The 14,259-nt window shown below is 47.8% G+C and carries 5 protein-coding genes; 2 read left to right on the plus strand and 3 right to left on the minus strand.

What is annotated here, in order from left to right:
* Window positions 1-67 precede the first annotated feature (67 nt).
* On the minus strand, window positions 68-10,252 hold the full coding sequence (locus AKJ31_RS06360) for a retention module-containing protein (RefSeq protein WP_053408264.1): 10,185 nt from the start codon (window positions 10,250-10,252) through the stop codon (window positions 68-70).
* 534 nt (window positions 10,253-10,786) lie between these two features.
* Between AKJ31_RS06360 and AKJ31_RS06365 the strand changes: the two genes are divergently transcribed.
* Complete coding sequence (locus AKJ31_RS06365) at window positions 10,787-11,290, plus strand: VC2046/SO_2500 family protein (protein WP_053408265.1); 504 nt, start codon at window positions 10,787-10,789, stop codon at window positions 11,288-11,290.
* Between the two features lie 210 nt (window positions 11,291-11,500).
* Complete coding sequence (locus tag AKJ31_RS06370; protein ID WP_053408266.1) at window positions 11,501-12,163, plus strand: SDR family oxidoreductase; 663 nt, start codon at window positions 11,501-11,503, stop codon at window positions 12,161-12,163.
* 12 nt (window positions 12,164-12,175) lie between these two features.
* On the opposite strand, the gene AKJ31_RS06375 is transcribed toward AKJ31_RS06370, so the two are convergent.
* Window positions 12,176-12,640 carry a low molecular weight protein-tyrosine-phosphatase gene (locus tag AKJ31_RS06375; RefSeq protein ID WP_053408267.1) on the minus strand — a complete coding sequence of 155 codons (465 nt, stop codon included), beginning with the start codon at window positions 12,638-12,640 and terminating at the stop codon, window positions 12,176-12,178.
* Window positions 12,641-12,741: 101 nt separating this feature from the next.
* Window positions 12,742-14,022: an APC family permease gene (locus AKJ31_RS06380; protein WP_053408268.1), complete on the minus strand. Its 1,281-nt coding sequence runs from the start codon at window positions 14,020-14,022 to the stop codon at window positions 12,742-12,744.
* Window positions 14,023-14,259 lie beyond the last annotated feature (237 nt).

Below are 14,259 nucleotides of genomic sequence, written 5' to 3' on the forward strand. Positions count from 1 at the left end.
GGTTTTAAATTTAGTCGATGAAAAAGCCAGCGTTTAGCTGGCTTTTTTATTGCTCGTTTTCCTAGGCTTAGCTGTCATGGACAAGCACGTGCTGATCCAGTAACGCCGTTACAATATCAGCAGCGCCATTGCCAACAATCGTTAATTGCGGCACAAGACTTTCTATCAGAATTGTCTGCTCATCACTGCCAGCACCATTGGCGTAGATCGTCAGCTCAATGTTGTCGCCATCCACTTTGGCATCAATGTTTTCGAGTAACGCATCCATATCCAACGTAGGTTGCTTCAATTCCGGCAATATGTCGCGTAGGTCGATTTTGTCACCTTCCGAGATGCTGAAATCGGTGATGGTATCGGTCGCACCATTATCAATTTCGTTCCAAATAAAGATATCCATACCCGCGCCGCCCGTTAGGATGTCAGAACCCAAACCGCCAATCAGCACGTCATCGCCATCACCGCCCACAAGCGTATTATCTCCAGCGCCTCCAACCAATCGATCATCACCGCTACCACTGGTTAGATCCTGATTCGATCCGCCGAGCAATTGAACGTCATCAGAGCTTGCAGACAAATCAATCGGGTTGCTCTCAGTCACGACATTGAGGTTAAGCTCGATCGGTGCAGACTCCGCGACATCGCCATTACTCTCTTGTGACGTCGCTACCACGCTAATGGTATGCTGCCCCACTCCTGCGCCTTGTATTTGCAGATCATCAATCGCCGCTTGTGACACTATCCATTGGTTATTGATTGAGTCGAAAGTGACCGTCTCTGTTCCACTAGATAATGTCGCAGTATCCGGCACTCCGCTAATGACTAGACTGAGCGTTTCATTAGCATCGGCTAACTCGGCCACTATTCCCGCCAACATGAACCCATTCAAAAATCCGGATTCGCTCACCGTAGTGTTTCTGACATACAAGGTCGCCGGGTCAATTTTTAACGTCGGCGCATTGGCCACTGGTGTCACCGAAATCGGATAACTCACAGGGGTTGTTTCAATCGCAATTCCGGAAGGATTGCCACTGTCTTTCGCCACTACGGTTAAATTTATCGTATCGACTGGTGAGTAGCTCGCATCGAGGAACACGCCGCTTGGAGAAACTGGCGTATCGATTAACGCATTCAGTGCCGCCAACTTACCGGTTAGCGTAATAGAGTCGGTGCCGTTGCCCGTAACCGTCACCTCCTCTGGTGCGGTTTGAGAAACTGAAAGCGTACCGTAATCCACAGACAGAGTGATGGTCATAAAGTCGTCGGCATAGCTATCAACGTAGTCGACATCACCGACGTTAATGCCGCTGATAAGCTGAGCTGAATTTTCATCTACTTGTGTGGTGATTGAAGAAGAATCGATGATCGGCGTGTCGTTGACTCCGTTGACCGTCAGCGTTGCTGAACCCGTATCTTGTAAGAAGTCATTCACCCCATTGGTAGTGCCGTTATCTTCAATGACATAATTGAACGTCACTTCACCATTAAAGTCTGGCTTGGCGTTAAACGTCCACGACACGCCATCAGGGTTGGCTATTAACTCACCTTGCTCTGCAGGCACGGTAATTGAGGTCACGCTCAGTGTATCGCCATCAATGTCACTACTTGCAGCAATCAGTTGCGCGGCAGTGATCTGAATTGAACCATCTTCGTCGATTTCGCCCAAGTCGAGATCTCCGGCAACCGGCTGGTCATTCACTTCGGTTACATTGATCTCAAAGGTAGTGAAATTGCTGTTCGAGGTGGATGTATCCGCTGGGTCAACTGCACCATTGTTGCCGCCATCATCGACCGTCGCAGTTACCAAAACGGGACCGCCCGAGTTGAGATCGTTGCTGTTTGAATCAGGAGTGAAAACAACGACGCCATTGGCAAGCGCGGCGTTAATGTCAGCCAGCTTACCGCTTATCACCAAGCTACCGTCTGATTGTAGTGCAAAGCCCACATCCGGATAGCTACCCGCTTCAAGAGCACCTTTATCCACCTGAAGTGTCAGCGTATAAGTTGCATCTGGATCATCATAAATGGCATCGATATCGGCGATTTGGAACTGGTTAATCGCAACACCATCGACCGCATCTTCAGTCGTTTCTAGGTCGATGACGTTAACGAAAGTTGGTTGGTCATTAACAGGGTCGACCTTAAGCTCAACATCAAACTCGCTCTTCGCACCAAGATATTCATTACCTTGGGCGTCTTTATCCACCGCCTGAACAGAAATATGTAGCGGACCATCAATACCTAAGACATTGCCGCTATCACTATTATGTTCACCGGAGTTAAACACTATCTTGTCGACTTGTTGCGCGGACACGTCCAGCGTCCAGACCTCATTTACCGCGTCATACGTCGCCAAAGTCGTTCCATCTGGATAGAAGATCTGCGCATCTTTCGGCACATTCGACACTTCAATGCGAAGCGTTTCCGGCGCGTTTTCGCTGTACGTACCACTGCCAGTCGCGGACAAGGTGTTGTCTATGACTGACGCATCAATAGCGATGTCGATATTGCTGCCTTCTGTACCCTCAACAGAATCGGTTGTATCGCTATCAACGGCATCACCAACGGGCGTCACCGTCAGTACAAATTTAGGTAAATTGGTCACACGCGTCGGCACGCCTAGCAAGGATTCCTCGATATACGCAGTGACACCAAACTCAGCCGTACCACTGAAGTTCTTAGGTGGTTGCACGCTAATCGCACTCAGGTCGAGCGTTTCGCCTGCATCTGCTGGCAATTTAACGCTCCAAGTGCCGCCACCGTTATTCTTAACAACGTAACCGCTGGTGGGATCAGCGCTAAACAAGAAACCATCAGGCACGTTGGTAAAGGTAATTGAGACGAACGATTCAGAGCCATCGGTATCACTGAGTGCAATAGACACGGTTCCTGAATTGCCTAATGAAATGGATTCATCTTCATTACCGCTGATTTCAATTGCTTGGCTTGGGTCTGTACCTGGACCAGAGACCGTTACACTATCCACGACAGGAACAACGTCAAAACTCACGCTGGTCGAGAAGTTATCTGAATGCTCCGCGCTGGTCCCCAACTCATTAAACGTCGCAGTATCCGTGACGGTTCCCGAAACGAGAATACTCACGGTATTGTCGTCGTTGCCGGTTGGATAATTGTCTGCCGGTTTAAACAGAATGTTATCTAGTGCTCCGTTCTCAATCTCACTTTCGCTCAATGAAAGTGTTGAACCTAAAGCATTACCCGATTGGTCATAAAACTCACCAATCGACGGATCTTCCAAAGTAAGCGTGATGCTAGACAGAACTTCGTGGCCACCTTCGACACCCGTTACTTGGTCGACGATCTGATAGCCTAAGTTGAGCTGGATATAACTGTCCTCATACCCCACTTGGTCAGCGCCAGCTTGACCATCTTGGTCAATCGGGTTCATGTTTGCATCCAATGAACCGACAACATTGAGCGTAATTTCCGGCTCCGAATCGGCGCCATCTTTAACGTCCGCAATCGGATTCACTTTGATAATTACATCACCGGTTTGAACATTTTCGTCGCCGGAGTTGATATCAGTCGTGATCACCGTGAACGGTAATCTAAAGTCACCAGAGTAGTCTTCGGGTAAGTTAAGCAGCAATCCGTCCAATGCACCAACAACACCCGTTGAAGAGATGCCTGTTTGGAAGACAAATTTGCCGTTAACAAAATTCACTTCGCTGCCAGAGATAGATATCGGGTAGTCGACTCCATCGATGGTCACGGTCTTGTCGATAATAATCGTAACTTCATCTGCTGAATCATCGGTGGCGCTATAACTGATCACGCTTTCTAGATGCTGGCCAAGGTTCAATTGAGTATCTTCGGTAGCTTCAACCACGGTATCAGCCTGAATGCTAATTTCCGCCGCGACGTGATCATTGCCAAGAATGACTTCAGGGAACGAGAGGTCTATCGACGTTTCTCTAACCACTTTCGCGCTTTGCTCGTTGGTATCCTCGCCCTCATCCAGCACTCGAGTGTATATCGTCAGCGAAATATCGTTGAAGTTACTTGTGCTGTTGTTGTTTGCGTCACCGTCGAGGTCTAAACCATTCGGGGCACTGATACTGAACGCTTCTTCGTTGATGATGACCCAACGCCCTTCACCTTCGTATGCAGCACCAGTCACCACGAGTTGCGTCAGCACCGCATCCGAAAGAGCTGAGCCATCAGTATTGGTCAGTTGAATAACAACATCTTCCACGCGCTCAACAGATGAAGCATCGGTTTCGTTGTATTTGATGACATACTCACCGTCCCACACTTCGTTCCCTGAGCCGTCGGTTTGGATGTTATCACTGTTGATAGTGAAGCGAAGCTGGCCGTTGGCATCGGCAACTAGACTGCTGTATTCCGTCGTGCCTGCTTCATCCGAGACCACTAAGCGATTGTTACTGTCTTCTGGCTCGACAATCGGACGAACCACAACGTGCACCTCACCAGTAATAGTCGCGGTGACTCGGCCACCGTCACCAACGATTGTGTCGCTGGTGTACTCGTGGTCGCGTTCCTCAATCTCGACGACTGTCGTGAGGTCAAAGTCTGCACTTGAGTCAGCTGGCGGTGTGATCTGAACAAAGTTGTTGCTCAGTGCGATCTGTGAAAACTCTTCAGGTGTTTGACCGTCCAACGGCGCAATGGTGATGGTCCCTGTCGAACTGTCAAAATTCCACTCCACGTTGCCATTGATATTGACACTTGCGCCATCCGGCACGCCATTAATCGTAATCGAGGTAAAGTGTTCATCACTATCGGAGTAGTCACTGCCTTTCGGGTGCCAGTCGATATTGATCGCCGAGTCTTCTTTGCCAACGCTACGATTGGTGTAAGTCAGTGAGGTATCAATTACCGGTTCTACATTAACGCGAATTTCTTTTTCAAACGTTAATGTGTGCCCGTCATTTTCGGTCACCACAATCGTCCCGGTAATCGTGATATTTTCGGTCGAAGAGTGTGTTGGTTTAATCACGATACCGGAATTGGCATTTAAATCGGTGATATTGGCTTCATAGATAGGTTTCGACATGTCGGGTTTGCCGTCGGCCCCCGTCTCGTAACCGACAAAGTTCAGGTTGATCACCGAGCCATTGCCGTCTTCAATTACCACTCCGTCAGGAATGTTGGATAACAACACTGTAATCGATTCAGAGTTATCGCTTGGTTTATCAAAGACTTCACCAGAAACAATCCAGAAGTCGATTTCCGCTCCACCATTTTCTTTAATCGTGGTTTCAATCCCTGAAACGCCACCTTCACTGAACTCTGTCCACTGCGAACCAGTAACATGACCTTGTGGTAAATCGGCGACACCTTTTACTTCGACATTGACGGTTTTCGTTCCCAAAACTTTGACGTCAACGTCCAACGTGCCATCCGATAAGGTCGCGCTATCTTTCACTACGCCCGTCACCTTAAAGCTAAAGTCTTTGTTACTGTGTAGCTCAGGATTGACTTCGACGTTGCTCAATTGGTCGTATCGAATCTCAAAATACTCAACACCGTCAACCGTAATGGTGGTAATTGGGTCATCACCCGTGCCGACCCAGTTGAGCTCTGCATTCTCGGTAATATTTGAAATGCGCACGTAGAGCGTTTCAGAACCATCCACATCAAAAGACGGATTCATCGTGATCACTTCATCAAGAGTAAACGGCTCATAATTTGGCTCAGCACCGATATAGTTTGGATCTGCGATATTGTCTTCGTTGATCTTAATGCGACTGACACTAAAGCTGCCAGCATCAGCAGACGGACGCACATCAATCACGATCTCTTTCGCTTCAGATTGCGCAGTAGATTTATCGCTTGTGCCGTCGTTGTAGGCGTTGACGGTTTCTTCGGTAACAGCCGTTGCTTCAAGGCGGATCTGCCCTGAGAAGTTATCTATCGGATTGATTTCTACTTTATCAATATCACTGGAAGAAATGGTATACACGCCGTCTTGCGGGGTAACCACCGTGTTGCCGATTAACAACTCAAACTTCCCTTCACCCTCAATGATTTCAAGCTGATAGCTAATGGTTTCAGGGTTACTGGTGTCCTGTGTTTCCGCGAGGAGCTTGAGCTCAACATTGTCTTGGTCCTCAATCACTAGGTATTGATAAGTGCTTTGTGAGTCGTCCCACGTGGCGATGTCAGCAACACTTTCCACTTCAATTCGGAAATTTGAATTGACGTTATGATCGGGGATTCCATTGTTGTCGATTTGCAGTTGGTAGTTGATCTTAATACCGTTCTCGCCAGTGGAGTAGTTACGATCCGGCACAAAATAGAGGTTGTTTATCGTCGCAATGGTATTGTTACCGCTTAATGAGAAGCTTTGTTCAAGCAGAGAACCATCAATCACTATTTTGCCAGATGTCGCTTCTAACTTGTGGAACTCTCCGCCTTGTTCGTAGTAAAAGGTACCATGGTGGTTGTTGGCATTTTTAAGCGTTAGCGCACCGATTGCTTCTCCATTATCTTGGTCATACAAGTTCACTTGTAGTGCGATTTGGACCGGCGCGTCTGGTAAGTCAGTCTGGTTATCTTGCGTGTTTTCAAACGCGGGTTCATCACCACTTGCGTAAGTGATGCTCGAATCGCGCCCCGCATCTTCAAATGTCGTCACTTTGAGTGCGATTGGTCGCGACACTCTATCTGTAATGGTGATATCCAGCGGAGCAACCGAGGTATCTAAGTCGCCATCGGTTGCGGTGAGTTTGACGCTAAAGTTAATCTCATCACCATCGTGCTCAAGATAATTGTTGGCTCGGAACTCCACTTCACCATTTGAATTGATGCGTAAAATACCGAGCTGACGGGTATCTTGGCCACCATTACCATCGTTGGTTTGTTGATAGACATTAATGGTCTGTATGCCATCAGACAGTTCAACCGAGTCAGAGTACACTCCACCATTGCCACCAAACACGATCGATGAGCCATTCGAGGTTGTCCCTTCTAATTGAGTTAACGCCGCATCGTCCGCGCCCTTGTCGGTCTCTGCCGAAAACATATCGACTTTAGAGCCGTTATAACCCTGACCTTCTACTCGAGTAATGCTTTGTGTCGTTAGCGTTGGGACGTCATCAACAACCGTGATCGGCAGGTTTATCACCGAGCTTTGGTCACCATCATAGTCATTTGCTTTGATGGTAAAGTTGATCTCTAGTTCGTTCTGTTGATTGGCATCATCGTGATCTAACGGGTTCAATAGCGTGAAAGTATAGCTGTTGTCTGACGTATCAAACGTCATGGTGAACACTTCACTACCCGAACTGGTTTGTGCGGTGTAGACAAACGTTGTGCCACTGGTTTCTACCGCCGCCCACTCAAGCGGTTCACCGCCCGAGGTTAATCCGGATAAAATAGTATCTGCATCGGTCAGTTCATATTCGACCACACCGTCCGCACCCTCAAGCAGAGTAAAGTTGCCAGAGATCTGTGTGGATTGATTCTGATCCGAACCGATAGCGGAAATGTCATCTTCATCGACCCGCTTATCCCCTGTTGCCTCTCCTGTTACAACAGGCTGATCATCAAGAACTTCAATCGGTAACGACATAGCGCCCGACGCATCCATATCGCCATCAATCGCTACGACTTCAAATGGAATTGTTAAGCTGTCTGAGCCTTGCGCATGGTCTAACGGCTTAAATTGGGTATAGGTATAATGACCGTCATCACCCAACTCAAGGGTGAAGATTACCTGATTGCCCGCAACGCCCTGATAAGTCGTAGTCTCAGCATTGCCAGACACTTTAGAGATAGTAACGTCTAACCCGCCTGATTTTAGGCCGCTTTCAGTATTACTAATGTTAGTCAGTTGATAAGCCACCACCTCATCGGCACCTTGAGTGGTTTCAAACCAGCCTTGTGCAATCGAAGTCGAACCGGAAGATTGCGAACCTCCGCTGATTTCTTTCTCATCAACGCTCAGCTCGCTTCCGCTTGCGAGGTTATTAATTGTCGGAACGTCATCTTCAATCGTCACTTGCAGCGGCTTCATCGCCGAGTCATCACCGTCGCTGTCTACCGCATACACCGGTAAATCAAAGCTTAAGGTGTTGTTACCGCTGGCGTCAGCATGGTCGAGCGCTTCAAGTAAAGTGAACGTATATTGGCCTTTGACACTTGCGTTGAAGTTCAGCGTAAAAATGGTGGTTTCAGCGCCCGTCGATGGGTCAACGATAAAGCCTAGATACTCGCCAGAGTCGGCAGGCTCTTCACGTAACTGCACCGTCAATCCGCCTGATGTCAACGCGCCGTCTGTATTGAATTCACTGCTTTCAAGACGGAAGTGAGACAGCTCATCACTGCCTTCGGTGTAAGTGATGGTATTGGTCGACGACACAGGTGCGGTTCCGCCAACAGAGCCGTCATCAAGCAGTGTTTCTGACAACGTTACACTCGGAACGGTATCGATAATCGGGTTCGCGCCGTCCGTGATGGTCAGTGTCACCGTGGCGGTTTGTTTGTCGTTATCCGCGTCGTTTGACGTCACCACGATGGTTTTAACGATGTCGCCATTAGAATGGTCTAAGTCGCTGTTTGGCTCAAAACGCATGTCACCTTCGAGTGTGATGTACAGCGTTCCTTCGTCAAAGCTAAAAGCTTGCTCGCCTGTCACCTCTAAATCCAGTGCTCGAGTCTCGTTGCCAAACGTGAATTGGGTAATCGTCGCTCCGTCCGCGCTCTGCTCGGGCATCACATCAATCGTTGCTGTGGTTTCAACATCCGATGTACCAAGCGTTGGCTCGACAATCGTCCAACTGCCGTCTTGCATCACCTGAACGTCATCTTCAATCGTCACTTGCAGCGGCTTCATCGCCGAGTCATCACCGTCGCTGTCCACCGCATACACAGGTAAATCAAAGCTCAGGGTGTTGTTACCGCTGGCGTCAGCATGGTCGAGCGCTTCAAGCAGAGTGAACGTGTATTGGCCTTTGACACTTGCGTTAAAGTTCAGCGTAAAAATGGTGGTTTCAGCGCCCGTCGATGGGTCAACAGTAAAGCCTAGATACTCGCCAGAGTCGGCAGGCTCTTCACGTAATTGCACCGTCAATCCGCCCGAGGTAAGCGAGCCATCAGTGTTGAACTCGCTACTCTCCAAACGAAAATGGTCAACATAGTCACCGCCGTCACTGTAAGAGATGGTGTTCGTTACCAATACTGCTTCACCGCTTAGCGAAGAACCTTGCTGAAGCAATGACTCCGAAAGCTCAACACTCGAGGTCGCATCAATTTGTGGATCTGGTCCGTCGCCAATCGTCACCCGAGCGTTAATCGGCGCTTGAGTTAAGTTGCCGCCACTGTCTTTACCTTCAATCTCGAATTGAATAGAAATTTGGTCGTTTGAGAACGATACTTGGCCTCCACCGACTGACGGCAGATGGTCAATCGGTTGAGATATGGTCGTCGTTAATTCTAAGTTAATGTTTTTGCCGACGTTCGAAGTATCGATATCAATGCGCAACACCTCGCCGCCTTGAGAGACGCCAACAATCGCGTTTTCAGCGGCATCGTACGTAAACAAGACCGCCTGTCCGTTTGACGTGATATCACTATTGAGTTCATTAAGCAGCGAAGAGAGCGAGAGTGCTTGTGGCACAAAAGAGGTCGCATCAAGCGGCAGATCACCAGCGGAGATAATGACCGTACTAGACACTGACTGCGGATAGGTTCCTAAAGAGATTGAACCTTCGACGAGTGAGCCACTGATGCTTTCTCCACCAGCCGCAAACACCAATGAGCGTCCTTCCTCGTCACGCTGATTAAACCCATCTCGCGGAATACCTTGAGTTTCAAAGAAAGTACTCGCCAGCACTTCTGCGCCATTGTATTCGATGGTAACAAATCCAGCATTGGCAGAACCTGTCGCGGTTCCACCTGCTGCGGTCGCTTCTAATAATTCAGTTGGGTCAACGCCAGCGAGAATCGCTTCTTGAATCGCCGCGATATCGACCGCTTCTGTTGCTGAGTTCGCAAGTTGTATTGGATCCACGCTCAGCTCGCCTGAAACAGGAGCGGTAACCCAACCTCCTTGTTCGTTGCCACAACCTACGCAGTTCTGATCCTGCGCGACCAAGTACTCGGAGGTATCTATCAATACACTAGACTGATTAATCGTAATGACGATCTCATTCTTTTGGATCACATCGCCTTCGGTAACTCTGCGCGGAGTGCCATCGACTTTGACCACAATAACGTCACCAACAACTTCTACAACTTTTGCGGTTTGGTCAGATATTTCTACGTCCATAAACACTCCTAACTTCGCTGATTACCAGCGGCAATACTTTTAATAATTTGTCACTATCTGGTGGACAAAATAGCAAAACATGCAGCTAAAATCCGCGATTTAGCACATTTCAAAACCGGCGAGAGACAAGCGTAAGCAATTGTTATATAAGAGGTTTATTCGAGACATAGTTTATTATCCTGAATAATTGTGTCGGCATTCTCACATTTAAGATATGAATAACTCAGGCAAGAGATAAGAATAGGCTTAGAAAACAACAGCTAAACCTCAATACCTTGCTTAAGACATGAGTGAGAGTCTGGATACACAGCAGATGAAGCTAGGCGAGAATTGAATGGCTTGTAAACCCTGAAAACCTCTGGACGCGAAGATACCAATCCCCAACTTTAACTGAGCTTTAGACTGGTAATTAATCCGTTACCGATTGATAAACTTTTGATGGGTAATCTTTGCGCAGTTGAGTCGTTTTAACGATTAATTTCACTAAAGTTTCCTCGTTTTGAGTCGCTATAAAAGCATCAAACGAGGGTGTATATGCAAGTCCATACTTTAGACAAAGCAACGATTATCAACGAACTTCAGTTCGGCAATGGTATCAACCATGCTGTTCATGAAGGACGTCGCGCCGATTTTGCGCTGATACTGTCGATGTTTTCGGATGACGTACGTGACAACACCCCTGTTGAGAAGGTCGAAGCCGTCAATACCACTGACCAATTGCTACGCCAAAGGTTTGAGTTACAACCGCCTCAACCGCTGCGCTCTGACCAAAGCTCATACGAGATTTCTGCCCAGCAAGCCAACTTATTTCATACTTCGGGTCTGCCAAGCGCAAAGCTCAGCCATTACCTAAAACCAGAAGTTCTCGCCTACTTACCGGAAGATACCCATGATCTGCCAGAAGAGGTGTACCATAACCTCTCGGGGCATCAACGCCGTAAATTAAGCGAAGCCGAACCTAAACAATTGCTGCCTGCGGATCTGTACAACAAACTGGTTGATGCACAACGCACTTTCCAGATTTCTACTCGCGCCTAGCGAAACGACTTTTTCCATTAAGATCACAAACTCACTGCATCATTGTTCGTATCGATACAGTAATTCACCTACGTAGTGTGAAAGACCGCAAAGAAACAACTTTATCATTATGACGTATTGATTAACTTTGATGTTATTCACATCTAAATCCCCATCCATCTACCATGATAGTTGAACGTTAAAGTGTGGTTTGGTCTTAGGGGAAAGCCAATGAATATTACTAATTCGGTAGTATTAATCACATCTGCTGGCTCTCAGCTCGGGAGCACGCTCGCCTATCACTTCGCGACTTTAGGTGCGACGATAGTGCTATGTGATAAAGAGTCTTCCCAGTTCAATGACGCGTATAAACTTTGTCGTGAAATCTCCTCCCATATCCATAAGTTCCCGATCAACGACCACTCGATTGAGTCTATTTCCGCACTGTTTGAATATATTGATCAGCAACTGCACCGCTCACCCGACGTATTAATTAACGCCATCACGGTTGAAGCGATGCCAAACATTTTTGACCATGCCGCGAGTGATGCCTTTACGCAAAGTCTTGCATTGATGGCTGCGACGCTGTTTACCTTTGGTCAAGCGACCGCAGAACGCATGCGTGAAGAGAAGAAAAACGGCGTGATCGTCAATGTCATTTCACATAACGATTATCAGGACCTGTCTGGATTGGATAACGCTACTTCGATGGTCGCAGGTTTTACCCAAAGCTTGGCAAAACAACTGACACCATTCAACATTCGCGTTGGTGGGGTTGTCCCTGGCGTCGAAAAGAATTCACTCCATTGGGCTGAAATCCGAGACGAGTTGATTCGCAATACCGAGTACATCGTCTCGAATGACTATTTCAGTGGGCGAGTGATGGCTGCGTAGCCTGTCCCCAGGCTATAAGCTTTTTAGTAATCGCTCGCTGGCGTCTTCAATCAGATCCAACACCAACTCGAACCCTTTATCCCCGCCATAGTAAGGATCGGGCACTTCATCGTAGTGACTCTCTGCGTAGCTCAAAAATAACTTCAGTTTATGCTGATGCGCTTCGGGGCAGCGACTCTGCAAATCCGCGAGGTTACTTTTGTCTGCCGCTAGAATTAAGTCAAAGTCATGGAAATCAGCATTGGTTACTTGTCTGGCTCGGATACCTCTGAATGAGTAACCACGCTTCTCGCCCGCCGCTTTAGAGCGAGGATCCGGCGGATTCCCTTCGTGATAACCTATGGTTCCAGCGGAATCCACTTCTACATCGACGCCTAACTGTTGGGCCTTGGCCCTTAACACCGCTTCACCGGTCGGAGAACGACAAATGTTCCCCATACAGACCACCAGAACTTTAGTTTTTGCTTTATTTGTCATCAGACTACTCTCGAAGATTACCTAGCAAACACTTTAAAACATTAATGACAGTAAATTAAGGCGGTATTGCGCTTTCAGCAAGGCGACCAAAGTCGCAGACGCTACGCTTTAACGCTGACTCGTTGCCGATAAACAAACTCAAAGCCTAATGACAACGCCACAAAGCTAATAAAAATGATCACAGCATGAGGAGAAGACTCCCAAGTGGTCACAAGCAATAAGATCAGTGCCGCACCAGAGAGCAAGAAACCTAATAGGTAAACGAGCTTGTTCCCGCCTATTTCACCATACAGTTTGTACGCTGCGAGATTAACGGCGGTAAAAATCAACAGAAAGCCCGCGCTGGCAATAATCGAAATGGCGTTGAGGTCAATCGTGTTGGCCATAATCAGCGTAATGGCGCCGACAATCAAAATCCCCAGATAGGAATCACCCCATACTTTCTTCTCTAATGGCTCAGGCAGTTCGCGCTCTTTCGCCAGCAAAAAGCCTAATCTTGCGTTGCCGTACAAAGTCGCGTTGATCGCCGACAAGGTCGCCAAAAGCGCCGCAACCGCGACCAATTTGAAGCCAAAACTACCTAAAGCGGGACGAGCAGCCTCTGCCAAAGCAAAGTCTTTGGAAGCTTGAATGGTTGATTCACTCAGCGTACCGACGGTTATCAATGAGATAATCACGTAGAGAATAACGACAATAATCACCGAAAGGTAAAATGCTCTAGGTAAGGTCACTGAGGGATTTTTCACATCGGCCGCCGCATTGGATATCAGCTCAAACCCTTCATAGGCGACAAAAATCATCATACCTGCTGAGATGATTGAGACCGTACTTCCGTAGTGCGCAGGAGCGAAATGCTCTGCTTGAACATAGCCAAAACTGGTCACGATGATCACGACAAGGATTAACAGCTTGGTGACAACGATGACGGTTTCTGACTTACTGACAATTTCTGAATTGAGAAGATTGATGAACACCGGGATAACGATGCCAACGCTAATTAAAACATGCTTTAGAACACTGCTGTCTGCAGACGAGAAAAACGTCACACCGTAGGAACCAAACGCCACCGCGTATAATGACAACGTGACGAGATAACTCAACCAGAGCATCATATTCAGACCTTTAGGTATCAAACCCAACCCAAAGGCTTTCTCAATAAACACAACCGTTCCGCCTTCACTGGGATATTTGACGGACAAACGGGCATACGCACTCGCGGTTAACAGCGCGATGATGCCAGCAAGCAAGAAAGCGATGGGAGTGGCACCGTGAGCTAGAGAGACGGCTTCACCCAGTACAGCAAAAATACCACCACCGACCATACCACCAATACCGATGGCAATGGCGCCGAGTAGTCCCATCTGTTTGACCTTACTATCCATAACTCACCTTCTCTTACACCGACATAGACGAAAGATGCTTGGCAAGGCATCCATTTGAGACAAATCGCGAGCCAATGGCATACGCTTGCCCATAGTTTTGATTTTATGAACGAAAATGTCCAAAAGAGAAGGTCGACAACAACGCTTTTGCGTTTATTCTCATAACTGCAAGTAATCAAATCGTCGCTCAACAGACGTAAGCCATTCAGTCCATCTATAAGCTATTGATAAGATGAG

This window comes from Vibrio hepatarius (assembly GCF_001274785.1).
GTDB classification, from domain to species: domain Bacteria; phylum Pseudomonadota; class Gammaproteobacteria; order Enterobacterales; family Vibrionaceae; genus Vibrio; species Vibrio hepatarius.

What these genes read in the sequence shown, in the direction of transcription:
- AKJ31_RS06375 (WP_053408267.1), bottom strand. Translation starts at nt 12,640, where the DNA reads ATGACAAATAAAGCAAAAACTAAAGTTCTGGTGGTCTGTATGGGGAAC.
- AKJ31_RS06380 (WP_053408268.1), bottom strand. Translation starts at nt 14,022, where the DNA reads ATGGATAGTAAGGTCAAACAGATGGGACTACTCGGCGCCATTGCCATC.
- AKJ31_RS06360 (WP_053408264.1), bottom strand. Translation starts at nt 10,252, where the DNA reads ATGGACGTAGAAATATCTGACCAAACCGCAAAAGTTGTAGAAGTTGTT.
- AKJ31_RS06370 (WP_053408266.1), top strand. Translation starts at nt 11,501, where the DNA reads ATGAATATTACTAATTCGGTAGTATTAATCACATCTGCTGGCTCTCAG.
- AKJ31_RS06365 (WP_053408265.1), top strand. Translation starts at nt 10,787, where the DNA reads ATGCAAGTCCATACTTTAGACAAAGCAACGATTATCAACGAACTTCAG.